The sequence below is a fragment of the Streptomyces blattellae genome (assembly GCF_009709555.1).
Classification (GTDB): Bacteria; Actinomycetota; Actinomycetes; order Streptomycetales; family Streptomycetaceae; genus Streptomyces; species Streptomyces blattellae.
Window position 1 is genome coordinate 31,644 of record NZ_WJBG01000162.1, and the last position, 19,191, is coordinate 50,834.

Below are 19,191 nucleotides of genomic sequence, written 5' to 3' on the forward strand. Positions count from 1 at the left end.
GTCACGGTGAGTGTTCTTCGTACAGTCGCACGTCGTGACGCATCGTGTGCGAAGGATCTCTGAGCGTACAAATGGGGCCGAGGTTACTCCTGACCCGCGCCCCATTTCAGGTGCTTGCTGAATATGACACAGCGATGATCCGGTCGGACTAAGCTCGCCCGCAGCGCACCGAGTTGGCACATATTCGTGCGCTTGTTCCCAAACATGCAGAAGATCCCGACAACTCCAAGACGTACCCCCTGCAAGCTCCCCCGACACCCCGCCGATTCGTTTCAGAGGGCCTACATGGTGAGCGTTCACACTCCTCCCGCCTCTCCGCCTCGTCGACGTGAACTGTCGTACGCGCGCCTGCTGTTGCTGCCCGCCATAACGATGGCCGCGGCGACCGGAGCCGCCGTCGCCCTGGTGACCGGACCGGCCCGGACGGCCGTCGGCCTGTGCGGCGCCATCGCCACCCTGCTGGTGATCGGCATGGCAGCCGAAGCCGTCCGCCGCGGCCGCACCCTGCGGAACGTGCGCGCCGAGCACGCCCGTCACAGCGCGTACCTGGAACAGCGCCTCGCCTCCCACGACGGGGAGATCCGCCGCCTCGCGGAGGAGATCCTGCCCGCCGCGATCTACCGGCTGCGCTGCGGCGAAGCCGTCTTCGAGGTGATGCGCGACCTCGGCAAGATCGACCCGTCCTACCGCGAACTCCCCGAATCACAGCTGCTGTTGATCGAGTCGGTGCTCAAAGTCATCAGCTACCAGGAAGACCTGCGTGACTCCGCACAGCGTTCCTTCGTCGACATCGCCCGCCGCGTCCAGGCCATCGTCCACCAGCAGAACAAGGAACTGCGGGAGATGGAGGAGGACCACGGCCGCAACCCCGAGGTCTTCGACGACCTGCTGCGCATCGACCACGGCACCGCACTGATCGGCCGGCTCGCCGACTCCATCTCCGTCCTCGGCGGCGGCCGACCGGGCCGCCAGTGGCCCGAGCCCGTGCCGCTGTACAGCGTGCTGCGCGGCGCCATGTCCCGCATCCTGGAGTACCGGCGCATCTCGCTGGACTCCATCGCCAAGGTCAACATCCGCGGCATCTCCATCGAGCCCGTCATCCACGCGGCGGCCGAACTCCTCGACAACGCCACCCGCTACTCGCCGCCCCAGACCAAGGTGCACGTCAACGCCGTCGAGGTGCAGACCGGCGTGGCCATCGAGATCGAGGACGCCGGCGTCAGCCTCAGCGAGGAGTCCCGCGCCCGCGTCGAGGGCATGCTGGAACGCGCCAAGACCGCCAGCGACCTCCAGGACCTCACCGAGAGCCCGCGCCTCGGCTTCTCCGTCGTCGGCCGTCTCTGCTCGCGCTACGACATGCAGGTCTCGCTGCGTACCTCGGCATACGGCGGTGTCCGCGCCGTCATGGTCGTACCGCGCGAGATGATCACCGACGAGCCCGCCACCGCCTACGCGCACGGCATCGGCGTGGCCGGCGCCCCCAAGCCCGAACTCGGCGCGATCGAAGGGCCCAAGCGCAAGGAGAAGCGGCGCCGCCCCACCAGCCCCAAGATCCCCGGGTCGGTCTCCATGGAGGACGACATCCCCGTCGTCACCGAGTGGACCGCCCAGGGCCTGCCGCAGCGCCGCCGCCGGGTCCAGATCCCGCTCAGCCAGCGGCTCGCCGAGCAGGCCGCCTTCGAGCGCGCCGAAGCGGCCGCCCGGGAGGCCGGCCAGACCTCCGTCTGGGCGAGGGAGCCCGAGCCCGAACCGGAAGAGAAGGACGAGACCGTACCCGGGCAGTGGGTGGAGGCGTTCTGGAACGGCCTCAAGCGCGACCAGGACCCCACCGCACTCACCCAGCCGACCAACGAGCCGGCCCATGCCCCGGCCGACGACGAGGGGGACCTCAAGTGATCCCATCGCGAGCCAACTTCGACTGGATGCTCAAGGATCTCGCCGACGGGGTACCGGGCATCGAGATGATCGTGGTGCTCTCCGCCGACGGCCTGCGCATCGCCCGCCACGGCGGCGACCCGGACGCGGCCGACCGGGTCGCCGCGGCCTGCGCGGGCCTGCAGAGCCTGGCCGGCGCGGTCGCCCAGGAGATCCCGGACAGCGACGGCAAGATGAAGATGGTCCTCATCGAGATCAACGGCGGCTACTTCTATCTGATGGCCGCCGGCGCCAACGCCTATCTCGCGGTGCTGTCCGACACGTTCGCCGAACCCGGGCTGATGAGCAACCGCATGAGCGACCTGGTCATCCGCATCGGCGCCCATCTCACCAGTCCGCCGAGGCGCAACGGGCAGACCGTATGACTCCTCCGCAACGCCGGCGGCGATTCCCCACGGCGGCACCACCAACCCCGCCCCCGCCTCCGACCCCTACGGACGGCGGGGGCAAAAGGCCCAAGAAGGTCGAGCGGCTGTATGTGATCTCCGGCGAGGACGGTGCCCGCGCCGACCTCGACCTGGTCACGTTGATCGTGGCGTGCGCCGACCCGCCGCTCTCCGCCACACCCGAGCAGACGGCGCTGCTCCGGCTGTGTACCGCCCCGCTGTCCGTGGCCGAGCTCTCGGCCTACCTCAACCTGCCGTACAGCGTGATGACGGTGCTGCTCACCGAGCTGCTGGCGGCCGACCTGGTACAGGCGCGCGCCCCGATCGCGCGGCAGTCGATCGCCGACCGGACCCTCCTCGAAGCGGTGATGCATGGACTTCAAAAGCTCTGACACGATCCCGGGCCCACGCACCGAGGACCATCTGCCGCACACGGCCCAGGCCGCGGTGAAGATCGTGATCGTCGGCGGTTTCGGCGTCGGCAAGACGACCATGGTCGGTTCCGTCAGCGAGATCAAACCGCTGACCACCGAGGAGACCATGACGCAGGCCGGTATCGGAGTCGACGACAACTACGGCTCCGACACCAAGACGGCCACCACCGTGGCCATGGACTTCGGCCGTATCAGCATCACGGACCAGCTGGTGCTGTACCTCTTCGGTACCCCGGGCCAGGAACGCTTCTGGTTCCTGTGGAACGGACTGTTCGAAGGCGCACTGGGTGCCGTCGTACTCATCGACACCCGCCGGCTCGAAGTCAGCTTCGACGTCATAGGGCGGCTTGAGGAGCGCGGCGTGCCCTTCGTCGTCGCCGTCAACTCCTTCCCCGACGCGCCCCGTTACCCCATGGCCGACCTGCGCGCCGCACTCGACCTGCCCGAGGAGATCCCCATCGTGGAGTGCGACGCACGCCGCCGGGCCTCCAGCCGGGACACCCTCATGACCCTGATGCGCTTCCTGCACTCGCTCGCGATGACGGGCGCGCTGACCTGACCGCCGTATGCGCCACTCCCCAACACAATCGGAACCCTTTTCGGAGCGACCCCCTGTGACGCCTGAATCCCACTCCCGGACCGGTACGCACGGTCCGCTCACCGACCCGCTCACCGGTCCGCCCCCGGGCTGCCCCGCCCACGGCACCGGCCCCGGGGGACTGTACCGGCTCTACGGTCCCGAGGCGGCGGACCTGAGCGACCTCTACGAGCAACTGCGCGACGAGCACGGCACGGTGGCCCCCGTGCTGCTCCACGACGACGTGCCGATGTGGATCGTCCTCGGTCACACCGAGAACCTGCACATGGTGCGCACGCCCTCGCAGTTCTGCCGGGACAGCCGCACCTGGACCCCGCTCGTGCAGAGCATGGTCAAGCCCGACCACCCGCTGATGCCGCACATCGCCTGGCAGCCCATCTGCGCCCACGCCGAGGGCGACGAGCACCAGCGGCTGCGCAGCGCGGTCACCGGGGCCATGTCGACCATCGACCACCGCAGCATGCGCCGGCAGATCAACCGCTACACCCAGCGCCTCGTCAACGAGTTCTGCGAGAAGGGCAAGGCCGACCTGGTCAGCCAGTTCGCCGAGCATCTGCCGATGGCCGTGATGTGCGAAGTCCTCGGCATGGCCGACGAGTACGACGACCGGATGGTGCAGGCCGCCCGTGACGCGCTGAAGGGCACCGAGACCGCGATCGCCAGCCACGCCTACGTCATGGACGCGCTGAGCCGGCTCACCGTCGCCCGCCGCGCCCGGCCGCAGGAGGACTTCGCCAGCCACCTCATCACCCACCCGGCACGGCTGACCGACGACGAGGTCAGGGAACACCTGCGCCTGGTGCTCTTCGCCGCATACGAGGCCACGGTCAACCTGCTCTCCAACGCGCTGCGCATGGTCATCACCGACCCGCGCTTCCTCGCCCAGCTCAACGGCGGCCAGATGACCGTGCCCGAGGCGGTCGAGCAGTCGCTGTGGGACGAGCCGCCGTTCAGCACCGTCTTCGCCTACTTCGCCAAGAACGACACGGAGTTGGGCGGCAAGCGCATCCGCAAGGGCGACGGGCTGCTCTTCGCCCCCGCCCCGGGCAACGTCGATCCGCGGGTACGCCCCGACCTGTCCGCCAACATGCAGGGCAACCGCTCCCATCTCGCCTTCGGCGGCGGCCCGCACGAGTGCCCCGGCCAGGATCTCGGCCGCGCCATCGCCGACGTCGGCGTCGACGCGCTGCTGATGCGGCTGCCGGACGTCCAACTCGACTGCGAGGAGGACGAGTTGCAGTGGACCGAGTCGATCGCCTCCCGCCACCTCGTGGAACTGCCGGTCCGCTTCGCACCGAAGCCGCAGCAGGACGTCATGCAGAAGCCGAGCCACGCCCCCATCCCGCAACAGCGGGACACCTGGCAGATCGGCACCCTCCCACCCCAGCCGACCCCGCCGGCACCCTCCACGGCCCCCGCCGCCGTCCATCCGGCCGCCCCCACTCCGACGCCGGCCCCCACCGAACCACCCCACCGCCCAAGCGCCTGGCGCCGCTTCTTGCGCTGGTGGCGCGGCGACTGACCGGCGGAACCAACGGGGCGGTTGCCACCGACCGGGGGCTGCCGCCCCGCTGCTCGTCGACGACGTGTGGTGCAGAGCCCCATGAGGGGCGCGGGGCTGTGCCGATATGCGGCTCCGCCGCGTGGGGCGACCAGCCCCCACCGCCCGCGGCGAGCGAACCGCCCCACAAGCGGAGCGTCAAAGCGTCAAGTGGAGCGCCACATGTCGTACGACGCCCACGCCTCCAGCACCCGCCCGCTCCGGAAGGCATGCTCGACCCCTGTGACCGGATCGGTGAACTCCAGTGAACGGGCGAGGAGTTGGAGCGGGCGCCGGAAGTCACCGGCCGGCACGGGACCGGTCACCTCCGGATACAGCGGATCGCCGAGGATGGGCACCCCGAGCGCGCTCATGTGGACCCGCAGCTGATGAGTCTGCCCGGTGGTCGGGATGAGCCGGTAGCGCCCCAGTCCGTCGCCTCGCCGTTCGAGAAGCTCGACGCGGCTCACGGCGTTCACGGCTCCCTCGACCTCCCTGGCGGCCTGCACCCCGCGCTCCTTGAGGATCCGGCTGCGTACGGTCCGGGGGAGGGCGAGCCCGGCATCGTACGGTGCGACGGCCTCGTACTCCTTGCGCACCCGCCGGTCGCGGAACAGTGTCTGATACGCACCGCGTTCCCCGGGCCGCACGGTGAACAGGACGAGCCCCGCGGTGAGCCGGTCGAGCCGGTGCGCGGCGCCCAGCGTCTCGATGCCCAGTTCGCGCCGCAGCCGGGCGAGCGCGGTCTCGGCGACATGGCTGCCGCGCGGCGTGGTCGCAAGGAAGTGCGGCTTGTCGACGACCACGAGGTGCTCGTCCTGGTACACGACCTCCAGCGGAAACGGCACCCGCACCTCGTCCGGCAGCTCCCGGTGGAACCACACGAACATCCCCGGCACATAGGGCGCGTCCGGAGCCACGGCCCGCCCGTCCGCCCCCACGAACAGCCCGTCGCCGAACATCCCGTCGACGACCCCGGCCCCCGCCCCCGAAAGCCGCTCCACAAGATGCTCCCGCACCGTGCCCCACGGCCCCTCGACGGGCAGCCGCACCCGCACCGCATCCACCCCGTCGCGCTGCGGCAGCGGCGAGGGCGGAATCCGGGTCTTACGTCTCACCCGGTCAAGCGTACGAGACCTCGGCAGCCGACCGGCTCTTGCAGATCCGGTACGCCGCACCCACCACCGCGGTCACCCCGAGGAACAGCACCGTGAACCACCGGAAGTACCAGTGCCCGCCCGCCGGGTCGTACACCGCCGCCCGGGGCCATGCCAGGTTGACCGTCATGAACAGGCCGTAGAGCAGGGCGATGGCGTTGACCGGGATGCCCCAGCGGCCGAGGGAGAACAGGGGGCGGCCCTGCTCGTCGGTGCCGTCGGTGGAGAAGTCGCCGCGCAGGCGGCGCAGCAGCAGTGGACCGGTGACCATGGCGTAGGCCAGGTAGAGCAGCACGATGCAGGTGGTGCCGATGGCCAGGAACGCCTCCGGGGAGGCGAAGTTGAGCAGCAGCAGGGCGGCGGCGAGGACGCCGACGACGAGGGCGGGCGCGCTGGGCATGCCGGTGCGCGGGTTGACCTTCGCGAGGCGGCCGGCGAAGGGCAGCTGGCCGTCGCGGGCCATGGAGAACAGCATCCGGCAGGCCGCCGTCTGGATCGCCAGGGTCGCCACGGCGATCGCCACCACCACGTCGACGAGCAGGGCACGCCCTACGCCGTCGCCCAGGCTGCTGGTGAGGACGTAACTCAGGCCCTCGACGCCGAGCCGGCCGTCGGTGAGGCTCGGCGCGGCCAGCAGACCGCCGAGGATGATCAGGCCGCCGAGCAGGCCCGCCGAGCCGAGCGCGGTGAGGATCGTGCGGGGCGCGGTGCGTCGCGGGGCGTGGGTCTCCTCGCTCATCTCGCCCGCGCTGTCGAACCCGATCATCACGTACGCCGCCGTGAACGAGCCCACCAGCAGCGCCCCCACCAGACCCGGCTCGGCGGCGGTCCCCGTCTCGAAGGTGATGCTGGGGGAGCGCTCGGAGTGGGTGAACAGCAGGACGACGATGAGGACGGCGCCGATGATCTCCGCGGTGACGCCGATGCGGTTGACCAGCGACATGATGCGGTTGTCGAGGACGTTCACCAGCGTCGTCAGGGCCAGCAGGAGCACGCCGAGAAGCGCCGCGTTGGCCGCGCCGCTCGCCGAGGTGGGGGCCGGGTCGTCGCCGATCAGCTGGAAGCCGGACCAGATGGCGGGCAGGACCACCTGCAGGGCGAGCGCCGCCGCCGCGACCACCACGATCTGCCCGATCACCATGATCCAGCCGGCGAACCAGCCGAAGGTGAGGTTCGACAGCCGCGACGACCACTGGTAGATCGCGCCCGAGATCGGATAGCGCGCCGCCAGCTCCGCGAAGCAGGCGGCCACCAGCAGCTGCCCGATCAGCACCGCCGGCCAGGCCCAGAAGAAGACGGGGCCGCCGAACGCGTACCCGAACGCGAAGAACTGGAAGACGGTCGTCAGTACGGAGATGAAGGAGAACCCGGCCGCGAACGAGGCGTAGTCGCCGAGGCTGCGGTGCAGCTCCTGGCGGTAGCCGAACTCGGCGAGAGCGCCGTCGTCGGACGGCTCCGGGAAGTCGGGACGTACGTCGGCGGGGGTTCCTGAAGTGGAGGCCACGGCGGCACCTGCCTTCGGCGTGGAAGGGCTGAATTCCTGTCGCGTGACAGAAATTAGGGAGCACCTGTTTCGGGTGCGTCACGCCGGCATGTCCACGGCGGGCCCACTTGCTCACGCCTTTGCCGCCGGGTACCTCAACGGCGACCGGTCATCAAGCGGATAAGCACGAAGGCGGCCCGCGCCGTGAACGCGCGGGCCGCCTCAATACGTTGTGTCACGCGGCGGGCGCCGCACCCTCCTGCTCCGCCTCGATACGCGCGTTCCACTCCCGCTTGCTCGCCTGCCAGCCGTCCTCGTTGTGGCCGAGCCGCCAGTAGCCGGAGATCGAGAGGTCTTCGCGCGGGATCTGCCGCTCGACCCGCAGCAGCGCGCGCAGCTCCTTCACGAAGGCCGCCTCGCCGTGCACGAACGCGTGCACCCGGCCCTCGGGGAACTCCAGCGCCCGCAGGGCCTCCACCAGCGTCTCGCCGACGGGCCGGTCCCCGCGGTGCAGCCAGACGATCTCCACGTCGGAGTCGACCTTCTGCTCCTCCTCGGGGCCCGAGACCTCGACGAAGGCGAAGGTCTTCGCGCCGGCGGGCAGTGCCTCCAGGGCCCGGGCGATGGCGGGCAGCGCGCTCTCGTCCCCGGCGAGCAGATGCCAGTCGGCGCCCGGGTCGGGGGCGTAGGCGCCGCCGGGGCCCATGAGCAGCACGGTCTCACCGGGCTGCACCCGCATCGCCCAGGGTCCGGCCAGCCCCTCGTCGCCGTGGATGACGAAGTCCAGGGTCAGCTCGCGGTGCTCCCCGTCCCAGTGGCGCACGGTGTACGTCCGGGTCACCGGCCACTGCTCGCGGGGGAACTCGGCCCGGATCCGCTCCATGTCGAAGGGCTCCGGGTACGTCGCGCCCCCGCTGGGGAACAGGAGTTTCACATAGTGGTCGGTGCAGGTGTCCGCCGCGAAGCCGGCGAGCCCGTCGCCGCCGAGTACGACTCGCTGCATGTGGGGGGTCAGTCGTTCGGTGCGCACGACCTGTGCGGCGTAGGGCTTTGGCCTGCGGGCCGGACGTTCTGCCATGACGGCCTCCTGTTCCCTTAGCTTAGGTATACCTAAGTTAGCACTTCCCCCCAGTTAACACCTCGCGCGTGAAGAATGTCTGAGAGCTTCACGCCGATATCGCATGTATCGATATGGCACTCATCACATGACCGTGACCGTCATGTACCAAGTGTCGCCAGCAGCCGCTGCAACGAGCCGCCCAGACCCCACCGGACCGCGAGTTTCTCCAGCGCAGCCGGGTCGCGCGGCGCGTGCGGCAGGGTCGTGTCGACGTCCGGCAGCGGGACGTCGTCCGCGACCTTCACGACCGTGGGCGCCACCGCGACGTACGGCCGCGACTCGTCGAGCCGTCTGCGCTGGGACGGGGTGAGCTTGGCCTTCGGGTCGTCGACCGCGGCCATGATCCCGGCCAGGTCGCCGAACTCGGTGAGCAGCTTGGCCGCCGTCTTCTCGCCGATGCCGGGCACGCCGGGCAGTCCGTCGCTCGGGTCGCCGCGCAGCAGCGCCAGATCCGCGTACCCCCGCCCGTCGACGCCGTACTTCTCGCGCAGCCATGCCTCGTCGGTGAGCTGGAGCGTGCCGACGCCCTTGAGGGGATACAGCACACGCACCTCGCGCGCGTCGTCCACCAGCTGGTACAGGTCGCGGTCGCCGGTGACGATGTCGACCGGGCCGGTGGCGCGGGCGGTGAACGTGCCGATCACGTCGTCCGCCTCGTACCCCTCGACGCCCACGCGTGCGATGCCGAGCGCGTCCAGGACGTCCTCGATGACCGGCACCTGCGGCGACAGCGTGTCGGGCACCTCCTCCTCGTCCGGGCCGGCCTCGTGCTCCTCGGCCACCCGGTGCGCCTTGTACGAGGGGATCAGCTCGACCCGCCACTGCGGCCGCCAGTCGGCGTCCATGCATGCCACCAGCGCGTCCGGACGGTGGTCCCTGACCAGTCGGTCGATGAACTCCAGCAGCCCGCGCACGGCGTTCACCGGCGTGCCGTCCGGGGCCTTCACCGAGTCGGGAACGCCGAAATAGGCGCGGAAATAGAGCGAGGCCGTGTCGAGGAGCATCAGTCGTCCCATCACGGCTCGCCATCATGCCGTACGGCACCGACAGTCACTCGGATGCGTCACCCGTATGCCCAGCTCATCGGGTTTGCGACGGATAGGTAAAAGCCCTGTGAACTGGACCACTGATTCGTTTGACCAGCTAGGGGGAGGGCAGGCGCGGCTCGGAGCGATGCCGGTTGCGCATGTCAACTCTTGCGCCGACGCCGCCCGTTTCCTGGCCGCCGAGCAGAGAGGTACGCGTGTCATCAAGGCTTGAGGCAGAGCATCTGTACAAGGTGTTCGGCAGACGACCGGACGACTCAGTCGACCGGCTACGGCAGGGTGCCGACCGGGACGAGCTGCGGGCCGACGGCACCACCGCCGCGGTGATCGACGCGTCCTTCACCGTGGAACCCGGACAGATATTCGTTGTGATGGGCCTGTCGGGATCCGGCAAGTCCACGTTGCTGCGCATGCTCAACGGGCTCCTGGAGCCGACTGCGGGACAGGTCCGGTTCGACGGACAGGACCTGACCGCTCTCGGCGCCCGGGAACTGCGTGAGGTCCGCGCGCACAAGATCAGCATGGTGTTCCAGCACTTCGCGCTGTTCCCGCACCGCAGCGTCCTGGAGAACGCCGCGTACGGACTCGCCGTCCAGGGAGTGCCCCGCGCAGAGCGGGACAACCGCGCCACCGAGGCGCTGGAGCTGTGCGGCCTGGCCGGCTGGGAGAAGTCCTGGCCCGACGAGCTGTCCGGCGGCATGCAGCAGCGCGTGGGCCTGGCCCGCGCGCTGGCCACGGACGCCGATCTGCTGCTGATGGACGAGTCGTTCAGCGCGCTCGACCCGTTGATCCGCCGCGATATGCAGGACCAGCTTCTCCAGCTCCAGCAGCGACTGAAGAAGACCATCGTCTTCATCACCCACGACCTGAACGAGGCCATGCGCCTGGGCGACCGCATCGCCGTCATGCGCGACGGCCGCATCGTCCAGATCGGCACCGCCGAGGACATCCTCGTGCGCCCCGCCGACGACTACGTCGCCTCCTTCACCAAGGACGTCGACCGCTCCCGCGTCCTGACCGCGTCCTCGGTCATGGACACGGAGCCGCGCGGCGACGAGGCCGACTGCCGGTGCGCGACCGCGACGCCCGACACCCCGTTCGCCGAACTGTGCGCCATCAGCGCCCGCCTGTCCCATCCCGTCGCCGTGCTCGACGGAAAGGGGAAGCTGGTCGGCGTCGTACCGCGGCAGCGGCTCGTCGGCTTCCTCGGTGACGAGACCGGGACCCCCGAGCCGTGCGACTCCCCGCGCGACAAGGGCGGAGAGAAGGTGACGGCCGGTGCCTAGGATCGAGTTCGGCTCCTGGGTCAACGACGCGGTCGACTGGCTCACCACCCACCTGGGATGGCTCTTCGACTTCCTCGAAGAGGTCTTCCGCGGCGCCTACGACGGCGTCGACTCCGTGCTGCAGGCGCCCGAACCGCTGCTCCTCGCGGGCATCTTCGCGGTGATCGCCTGCTGGCTGCGCGGCGCGCTCGCCGGCGTCCTCACCTTCGCGGGATTCGCCTTCATCATCTCCCTGGAGCTGTGGGAGAACGCGATGATGACGCTGTCGCTGGTCTTCGTCGCGACTGTCCTCGCGCTCGTCATCTCGGTCCCGGTGGGCATCTGGGCGGCACGGTCGAACCGGGTCAGCGCGGTCGTACGGCCCGCGCTGGACCTGATGCAGACGCTGCCGGCGATGGTCTACCTGATTCCGGCGATCCTGTTCTTCGGCAGCGGGGCCGCGGCGGGCATCGTCGCCACCCTGATCTTCGCGCTCGCCCCCGGCGTGCGCATGACCGAGCTGGGCATCCGCCAGGTCGACAAGGAACTGGTCGAGGCCGCCGAGGCGTTCGGCACCAGCCCGCGCGACATCCTGCTGCGCGTCCAGTTCCCGCTGGCGCTGCCCACCGTCATGGCCGGCGTGAACCAGGTCATCATGCTCGGCCTGTCCATGGCCGCCATCGCCGGCATGGTCGGCGCCGACGGACTCGGCGGCGACGTGAACGAGGCCATCGGCCAGCTCAACGTGGGTCTGGGCGCCGAAGCGGGCATCGCCATCGTGATCCTCGCGATCTACCTCGACCGGATGACCAGCGCCCTGGGCACCCAGGTCTCGCCGCTGGGCCGCCGGGCCGCCGCCCGGCTGCGCGCCGCCCAGGGCCTGAAGATCTGGTCCTACCGGCCGCGTCCGTCGGTCGCCGTCATCGGCGTCGTCGTCCTCGCCCTCGTCGCGGGCGGCATGGGCGTCTTCGGCGGCAGCGACGAGACCCAGGCGGCCGGAGGCGGTACGAACGTCGGCCAGGGCAAGAAGATCAGCATCGGCTACATCCCCTGGGACGAGGGCGTCGCCTCCACCTACCTCTGGAAGGAGGTGCTGGAGCAGCGCGGCTACGAGGTGGAGACCAAGCAGTTCGAGGCCGGACCGCTCTACACCTCGCTCTCCCAGGGCGACATCGACTTCCAGACCGACTCCTGGCTGCCGGTCACGCACGAGCAGTACTGGAAGAAGTACGGCAAGCAGCTGGAGGACCTGGGCGCCTGGTACGGCCCCACCTCCCTGGAGCTGGCCGTGCCCGCCTACATGACGGACGTCGACTCCCTCGGCGACCTCAGGGGCAAGTCCGCGGAGTTCGGCGGCGAGATCACCGGCATCGAGTCCAGCGCCGGCATGATGAGCCTGCTCAAGAGCGACGTCCTCAAGGCGTACGGCCTCGACCAGGAGTACAAGGTCGTCGACAGCTCCACGCCGGCGATGCTGGCCGAGCTCAAGCGCGCCTACGACAAGCAGGAGCCGATCGTCGTCACGCTCTGGTCGCCGCACTGGGCGTACAGCGACTACAAGCTGAAGAAGCTCACGGACCCGAAGGGCGCCTGGGGCTCGGGCGACGACGTGCACACCCTCGCGCGCAAGGGCTTCGCCGAGGAGAACCCGGTCGTCGGCCAGTGGCTGAAGGACTTCAAGCTGAGCGAGGAGCAGCTCACCAGCCTGGAGTCGGAGATCAACAAGGCCGGCCAGGGCAAGCAGCAGGAAGCGGTACGCACCTGGCTGGCGGACAACCCGGGGCTCGTCGACAAGCTGGCCCCGGTGCAGAGCGCCGCGACCCCGGCCGAGGCGCAGCGCCCGCTGGACGTGGCCTGGTTCCCCTGGGACGAGGACATCGCCGTCACCTACCTGTGGAAGAACGTCCTGGAGCGGCGCGGCTACCAGCTGAACCTCAAGCAGATGGACGTCGGCCCGGTCTACACCGGCCTGGCCTCCGGCGACCTCGATCTCAACTTCGACGCCTGGCTGCCGTACGCCCAGTCGAACTACTGGGATCAGCACAAGGACAGACTCAACGACCTGGGCACCTGGTACGAACCGACGTCTCTGGAGGTCGCCGTCCCCTCGTATGTGAAGGGCGTCGACTCCCTTGAAGACCTCAAGGGCAAGGCCGACACCTTCGACGGGAAGATCATCGGCATCGAGCCGGGTACCGGTGAGATGAACCTCCTGAAGACGAAGGTCCTGCCCGGGTACGGACTCGACAAGGAGTACGACGTCGTCGACGGCTCCACGCCGGCGATGCTGGCCGAGCTCAAGCGGGCCTACGCCAAGAAGGAGCCGATCGCCGTCGTCCTGTGGTCGCCGCACTGGGCGTACAGCGAGTACGACCTGACCAAGCTCGCCGACCCGGAGAAGTACTTCGGCGAGGGCAACACGATCCGCACCATCTCCAGCCAGGACTTCCCCGAGCAGTACCCGCAGCTCACGAAGTGGATCAAGAACTTCACGATGAGCGAGGACGAGCTCGGCACCCTGGAGCAGGAGATCAAGGACCGCGGTCAGGGCCACGAGGAGGAGGCCGTCGCCGCCTGGCTCGACGAGCACCCGGACATGGTGAACCGGATGACCCCGGCCACCGCATAACTCCGGCCGCACAGCCGCCGACCGGCGCGCGCCCCGGCACCTGACGGACCGGGGCGCGCGCCGTCGTATGTCCGCGCCTACGAAAAGGATCCGGACAACCACACAGGGCTACGTCACCCCCGAGCCCGGGAACACGGGGGACCGTGCGCGCATTGAACTGAACAGCACCCCTTTCGTGCTGAACGAAGGTCAGGGCTCGGCCCCCGGTCACCCGGCCCTCCTGATCGGCCTCTTCGCCCCTAAGGAGGAATCCCCGCACGGAGAATCCGCAGAGCTGATCTACTGGCGAGAACTGCCAGATCGTCCCGCACTCTGTGTGCCGGCGATGTGACAGGCGCATGAAACGGTTTGCCGAACATGCGTAGGGTGCAGAGAACTCATCAGAAGGAGTGCGCCCGGATGGCGGTGCGGGCGGCGGACCGACGAGGACGAGCGAAGGAGGGAGCCGGAGCGATGGGCGACCACAAAGAACAACCGCTTCGCGTGGGCGCGGCCGTACGGCGGCGGCGCAGAGCGCTGGACCTCACGCTCGCCGTCGTGGCCGAGCGCAGCGGCCTGTCGGTCCCGTTCCTGAGCCAGGTCGAGAACGACCGCGCGCGCCCCAGCAGAAGCTCCCTGGAGAAGATGGCCGACGCCCTGCGCACCACCGCCGTCGAACTCCTCGCCGCCGCCGACCCCGCGTGCAGCGTCGACGTCGTCCGCGCGGAGGGGGACACGGGTCCGCAGCCCAGCACGCGTTCCCTGGTGCGCGGTCACCACCAGATGCACGCCTCGGAGTTCACCGGCGACCACGACGCGGGCCGCGAATTCCAGTACCGCAACGACCAGTTGATGTACATCGCCGACGGAGTGGTGGAGATCGAGGCGGAGGGCCGCGCCTACCGCCTGGGCCGCGGCGACACCTTGTACCTCACCGGCGGGGTGCGTCACCGCTGGCGTGCCACCGAGCCGGACACCCGGGTGGTCGTCGTCGCGGTGGCCGAGCACATCGAGGCCGTCCGGGATCGGCCGCACCGGTGAGAGTCGTCTCCCTCGTCCCGTCGCTCACCGAGGCGGTGGCCAGGACGCTGCCGGGCACCCTCGTCGCCGCCACCGACTGGTGCACCCATCCGGCGGACCTGGACGTCCCCCGCGTCGGCGGCACCAAGAACCCGGCGATCGGCAGGATCACCGCGTTGCGGCCCGACCTGGTCGTCGCCAACGAGGAGGAGAACCAGCCGGCGGACCTTGAGGCCCTGCGCTCCAGAGGCATCGCCGTCCTGGTCACCGAGGTGCGCAGCGTGCCGCAGGCCTTCACCGAACTGGACCGGATGCTGACCGCGTGCGGCGCGAAGAGCCGCCCCCGCTGGCTGGACGAGGCGGAGACGGCCTGGTCGGCGCTCCCGGCCCCGCAGGCCCGCACGACGGCGGTCGTCCCCGTCTGGCGCCGCCCCTGGATGGTCGTGGGCCGGGACACCTTCGCGGGCGACGTACTGTCCCGCCTCGGCGTGGACAACCTGTACGCGACCCACGCCGAGCGCTACCCCCGCATCCCGGTGACCGAACTCCGCGCGGCGTCCCCCGGCTTGGTGGTGCTCCCGGACGAGCCGTACCGCTTCACGGCGGACGACGGCCCGGAGGCCTTCCCGGATCTGCCCTGCGCCCTGGTCGGCGGACGCCACCTCACCTGGTACGGGCCGTCGCTGGCCGAGGCCCCCCGGGTGCTGGCCGAGGCCCTGCGAGCAGCTCACCGCTGACGAGTCCGCGCATCGTATACAGGGCGGCCGTGCCCCAGGCGGCGACCAGGACGACGTACAGGCCAATGGCAAGCCACTCGAAGGCGACGAGCCCGGTGTGCCGTGCCAGCGCCTCCGCACCGGTGACACACGTGCCGACCGGAAAGGTGAACGCCCACCAGGTCATGGCGAACCGCATCCCGTTCCGCCGGGCGCGCACCACAAGGGCGGCGGCGAACACGAACCAGAGCAGTGCGAAGCCCGTCACCGGCACGCCGTACAGGACGGCGAGCATCCCGAACCCGTCGCCGTACGACGCGGGCACGACCCCGGGGGCCACGTCCGCGAAGTGGCCGACGGCGGTGGTGGACTGCCCGAGCGGCCCCAGCACGAGGAAGAGCGTGGGCGTGAGCGGGAGCGGCAACGGCCCCCCGGTGATCAGCCGGCCGAAGACCAGCGGCAGCATGAGCAGCGTCCCGAGAAGACTCACCCCGAACATCGCCAAGCAGCCGAGCAGCAGCGTCTCCTGAGCCTGCCCCGGCGGCAGATGGGGCACCAGGAGCGGCCCGAGCGCGGCCGAGACCATGGGCGCGACGAGGGGCAGCAGCCACACGGGCGTGGCCTGAAGCGGCTCCACCCGATGCCGTACGGCCATCAGGTACGGGACGGCGACGGCCGCCGCGAGCCCGACGACCGTACCGGCGGTGAACAGCACGGCATCGAGGGCGACCGCCGCGTCCGTCCCGATCCAGTCCCGCCCGACGGTGAGGGCGCCGCCGCCGACGGCCAGCAGGGCCATGGCGAGGCAGCCGTAGAAGGGCGCGACGGCCGGGTCGCGGAGATGGGCGCGGGCCTGGTCGCGATGGTGCACCCAGTGCAGGGCCCGGGCGCAGAGGACTCCGGCGAGCAGGAGGAGGGAGCAGGCCCACACCGTGGTACAGAGGGTGCGCAGGCCGGGGAGGCCGGAGAGGGGCGCTGGCAGGGTGGCGCCCGCGGTGGCGACGATGGCGGTGCCCATGACGGTGGCGTACCAGTTCGGCCCGAGGTGCCGGACGACCGTGGCGCGCGGGGGTCGTGCGGTGGCACGCTGCGGGCTATGCCGGGGGAGTGGCTGGGCTGCGGTGACCATGTCTCCACGGTCTCGTCGAGCGAGGACGCCGACCAGGGAGCATGTTCCTATGAGGGCATAACCTGTCTTTATGAGCAGCAGCGCCATGGACGCCCGTGGAGAGCCCCATCGCACCCCGGCCTCCCTCGCCCACCGGGTGCCGGACCTGGGAGCGTTGGAACTGCTCCTGGCCGTGGCACGGCTCGGCAGCCTCGGCGGGGCGGCCCGCGAACTGGGCATCACCCAGCCCGCGGCGAGCAGCCGGATCCGCTCCATGGAACGCCAGTTGGGCGTCGCCCTGGTGGACCGCTCCCCACGCGGCTCCCGCCTCACCGACGCCGGCGCGCTGGTCACGGACTGGGCGCGCAGGATCGTCGAGGCGGCCGAGGCCTTCGACGCGGGCGCCCAGGCACTGCGTGACCGACGGGACTCGCGCCTCCGGGTCGCGGCCAGCATGACGATCGCCGAATACCTTCTGCCGGGCTGGCTCCTGGCCCTGCGCGCCGCCCGCCCCGACACCGCGGTGTCCCTCCACGCCGGCAACTCGGCGGCCGTCGCGGAACGTCTCCTCTCCGACGATGCCGACCTGGGTTTCGTAGAAGGCCTGGCGGTCCCGACCGGCCTCGACTCGGTGGTCATAGCCCATGACCACCTGATCGTCGTCACCGCCCCCGACCACCCCTGGGCCCGCCGCCGACGCCCCTTGGCCGCAGACGAACTCGCCGCAACCCCCCTCATCCTCCGCGAGAAGGGCTCAGGCACCCGTCAGGTCCTCGACGCAGCCCTCGGCGGCCTCGCCAGACCCCTCATCGAACTCTCCTCCACCACAGCGGTAAAGGCCGCAGCGGTGAGCGGCGCCGGGCCGGCCGTCCTCAGCGAACTCGCAGTCGGCGAGGAACTGTCCCTCCGGCGACTGGTCAGCGTCCCCCTGAGCGAGGTCTCCCTGGCGAGAGACCTCCGAGCAGTCTGGCCGACCGGCCACCGCCCCACGGGCCCGGCGAGGGAGTTGCTGTCGCTGACGCGGGGGTAGACAGAATCAGCCTCTCCGGCGTTCGAGGGGCGGGGGGCCGGGGTGGGCCCCGAATCGGGGTGGAGGGGCGGAGACCTGCGAGGGGTGCAGGGGGCGCAGTCCCCGCCGGGGTCTGGGGCGGGCGGTTCACCTTCTTAGGGGTGGGCAGCCCCCTGACCCGCGAAAAGTCGGCGTTTCGGTCCCGATCCGGGCTCTGGCAGGGTTACGGAGCCGCGACCGGGTGATCAGCGGCCAAGGGGACGAGTCCTTACGGGCGGCGGGTGGCCGCCGGTGCGCCGCCGTGCTCCCGTGCCGGTGTCGGCGCAGCAACACGTTCGCGTCGGTCTCCGCGCTCCGGTCGAAGCGGGCGTGCCCCGCGCGCGTCCGCGCGCAGTGTGGTCTCCCTCGCCTGGGACATGCCACTCCTCCGTGCTGTGCCTGATCGCCGTCCATCGCGCAGTCGCGATGGACGGTTCAGCGGGTTCGAGGCCGCTGCCGGGGAACTGCCGGACGCGGTCCCCGGCAGCGGACCCGTTCCACGTCGTGCGCCTGGCCGACGGCGTGCCGGGTCGGTCACGGATTCCCGGGTCAGCCTCGGCGGAGCGGGTTCTGTGTCGTCGGCCGATCCGCGGCAGGGGAGAGCAGGTCGTCGTAGTCGGGCAGCGCCCAGGCGCCCACGCCCCCGTCCCGGCTGGCCAGCGTCGAGAGCCTCGCCCTCAGCTTGGAGATGTTTTGCATGACGGGTCGTGCGGTCCGGCCGACGGTGTGGAACAGACGGATTCCCAGACGGGAGCTGGGGAGCAGGATTCGCATGGAGCGGAAGCTGGCGGGCTCCTTGGACTTGATGAACGGGCGCATCGCGGTCTCGTAGCTGCCGAAGGCGGTCGACGGCTTCTCGGCGTTGCGCTCCAGCTCGTTGGCCATGATGTAGGAGCCGATGAGGCTCGACGTGACTCCCCAGCCCGCCGGGGGCAGGCCGTGCGCGGCGTCCCCCACGAGGACGACGCGGCCCTGGTGCCAGCGCTCCGCGACGATCTGGACGACCTCCTGGGAGTAGAAGTTGTCGCTGGACTCAAGGGCGTGGAGGAAGCGATCGGTCTGCCAGCCGGCGCCTCGCAGCTTGTCCGCATAGAACCGCTTCTGCTCGTCGACGGGCTTCCTGTGGATCGCTCGGGCCTCGGGGGAATTGTCCCTGAGGAAGAAGTAGATCTGGGTCTCGGTCTCGCTGTGGCTGCGACGGATGACGAGTCGGCCGCCGGGGGCGTTGTACATCGTGGCGATATCGCTGTCGGACTCGTCGCGGGGGACGATCCAGTAGGCCACGTTCACGCCCGATCGCCGGTACGGGTCCGGGGCGCCGGGAGGCAGGATGGCCCTGCGGATGCGCGACCCCTGGCCGTCCGCGCCGACCAGCAGGTCGAACGTTTCGGAGGAGCCGTCGGCGAAGTGGACCTTGACGTGCTCGTCGTCCTGCTCGAAGCGCTCGATCATCGTGTCGAACCTGAACTCCGCCCTGTCCTTCGCGGCGTCGTAGAGGATGCGCAGGAAGTCCGCGCGCATGATCTCGTACTCGGAGGTGATGGACGCGGTCCCGCGGCCGGACGTGTTCGGCATCATGCGCGCCTTCACCCGGCCTTCGCTGTCGATCATCTCGAAGCCGGCCTCGTGCACCTGTCGGGCTTCGACCGCATCGAGCAGTCCCATGCGCTTGACGACGTCGACGCCCTGCGCCCGGAGGTCGATCTGCGCGCCGGAGGCCCTGAGGG

The 19,191-nt window shown here is 70.3% G+C and carries 16 protein-coding genes; 10 read left to right on the forward strand and 6 right to left on the reverse strand.

Going from position 1 to position 19,191, the window contains the following annotated elements:
- Window positions 1-285 precede the first annotated feature (285 nt).
- From GFH49_RS20570 to GFH49_RS20590, 5 genes are read left to right on the forward strand one after another with little or no spacing between them, the layout of a single operon-like run.
- Complete coding sequence (locus tag GFH49_RS20570; protein WP_155057557.1) at window positions 286-1,896, forward strand: ATP-binding protein; 1,611 nt, start codon at window positions 286-288, stop codon at window positions 1,894-1,896.
- Entirely contained in the window at window positions 1,893-2,300 is a 408-nt protein-coding gene (locus tag GFH49_RS20575) for a roadblock/LC7 domain-containing protein (protein ID WP_155057558.1), read from the forward strand. The genes GFH49_RS20570 and GFH49_RS20575 overlap by 4 nt, the downstream gene beginning before the upstream one ends.
- Window positions 2,297-2,713, forward strand: a complete 417-nt coding sequence (locus GFH49_RS20580) for a DUF742 domain-containing protein (protein WP_155057559.1) — start codon at window positions 2,297-2,299, stop codon at window positions 2,711-2,713. The genes GFH49_RS20575 and GFH49_RS20580 overlap by 4 nt, the downstream gene beginning before the upstream one ends.
- Window positions 2,694-3,314 (forward strand): GTP-binding protein, encoded by a 621-nt coding sequence (locus tag GFH49_RS20585; RefSeq protein ID WP_155057560.1) that lies wholly within the window; start codon window positions 2,694-2,696, stop codon window positions 3,312-3,314. Before GFH49_RS20580 ends, GFH49_RS20585 begins: the two co-directional genes overlap by 20 nt.
- A gap of 55 nt (window positions 3,315-3,369) precedes the next feature.
- Complete coding sequence (locus GFH49_RS20590; RefSeq protein ID WP_155057561.1) at window positions 3,370-4,875, forward strand: cytochrome P450; 1,506 nt, start codon at window positions 3,370-3,372, stop codon at window positions 4,873-4,875.
- Window positions 4,876-5,060: 185 nt separating this feature from the next.
- Here the strand turns inward: GFH49_RS20590 and GFH49_RS20595 are convergent, their stop codons facing one another.
- The 4 genes from GFH49_RS20595 to GFH49_RS20610 form a co-directional block, all read right to left on the reverse strand.
- Window positions 5,061-6,011: an RluA family pseudouridine synthase gene (locus GFH49_RS20595; RefSeq protein ID WP_155057562.1), complete on the reverse strand. Its 951-nt coding sequence runs from the start codon at window positions 6,009-6,011 to the stop codon at window positions 5,061-5,063.
- A 4-nt stretch (window positions 6,012-6,015) separates the two neighbouring features.
- The gene (locus GFH49_RS20600; RefSeq protein ID WP_155057563.1) at window positions 6,016-7,554 is read right to left on the reverse strand and encodes an amino acid permease; all 1,539 of its coding nucleotides are present in this window, start codon (window positions 7,552-7,554) and stop codon (window positions 6,016-6,018) included.
- Between the two features lie 214 nt (window positions 7,555-7,768).
- A complete protein-coding gene (locus tag GFH49_RS20605; protein WP_155057564.1) occupies window positions 7,769-8,611 on the reverse strand; it encodes a siderophore-interacting protein in 843 nt (280 codons plus the stop codon).
- A 140-nt stretch (window positions 8,612-8,751) separates the two neighbouring features.
- Window positions 8,752-9,669, reverse strand: coding sequence for a 5'-3' exonuclease (locus GFH49_RS20610; RefSeq protein WP_230396396.1), 918 nt, complete (start codon window positions 9,667-9,669; stop codon window positions 8,752-8,754).
- A 227-nt stretch (window positions 9,670-9,896) separates the two neighbouring features.
- Here GFH49_RS20610 and GFH49_RS20615 point away from each other — a divergent pair, with 227 nt between their 5' ends.
- The 4 genes from GFH49_RS20615 to GFH49_RS20630 all read left to right on the forward strand — a co-directional run bounded on the left by GFH49_RS20615 (window position 9,897) and on the right by GFH49_RS20630 (window position 15,329).
- Window positions 9,897-10,985 (forward strand): quaternary amine ABC transporter ATP-binding protein, encoded by a 1,089-nt coding sequence (locus tag GFH49_RS20615; protein WP_155057565.1) that lies wholly within the window; start codon window positions 9,897-9,899, stop codon window positions 10,983-10,985.
- Complete coding sequence (locus GFH49_RS20620; protein ID WP_155057566.1) at window positions 10,978-13,593, forward strand: ABC transporter permease/substrate binding protein; 2,616 nt, start codon at window positions 10,978-10,980, stop codon at window positions 13,591-13,593. Before GFH49_RS20615 ends, GFH49_RS20620 begins: the two co-directional genes overlap by 8 nt.
- A 453-nt stretch (window positions 13,594-14,046) precedes the next feature.
- A complete protein-coding gene (locus GFH49_RS20625) occupies window positions 14,047-14,613 on the forward strand; it encodes a helix-turn-helix domain-containing protein (RefSeq protein ID WP_155057567.1) in 567 nt (188 codons plus the stop codon).
- Window positions 14,610-15,329 (forward strand): helical backbone metal receptor, encoded by a 720-nt coding sequence (locus tag GFH49_RS20630; RefSeq protein ID WP_155057568.1) that lies wholly within the window; start codon window positions 14,610-14,612, stop codon window positions 15,327-15,329. Before GFH49_RS20625 ends, GFH49_RS20630 begins: the two co-directional genes overlap by 4 nt.
- On the opposite strand, the gene GFH49_RS20635 is transcribed toward GFH49_RS20630, so the two are convergent.
- Complete coding sequence (locus GFH49_RS20635) at window positions 15,256-16,437, reverse strand: TDT family transporter (protein WP_155057569.1); 1,182 nt, start codon at window positions 16,435-16,437, stop codon at window positions 15,256-15,258. The genes GFH49_RS20630 and GFH49_RS20635 overlap by 74 nt on opposite strands.
- A gap of 70 nt (window positions 16,438-16,507) precedes the next feature.
- Between GFH49_RS20635 and GFH49_RS20640 the strand changes: the two genes are divergently transcribed.
- The gene (locus GFH49_RS20640; protein WP_230396397.1) at window positions 16,508-17,446 is read left to right on the forward strand and encodes a LysR family transcriptional regulator; all 939 of its coding nucleotides are present in this window, start codon (window positions 16,508-16,510) and stop codon (window positions 17,444-17,446) included.
- A 567-nt stretch (window positions 17,447-18,013) separates the two neighbouring features.
- Here GFH49_RS20640 and GFH49_RS20645 read toward each other — a convergent pair.
- On the reverse strand, window positions 18,014-19,191 hold a 1,178-nt coding region (locus GFH49_RS20645; RefSeq protein WP_155057570.1), incomplete at its 5' end, for an FAD-dependent monooxygenase.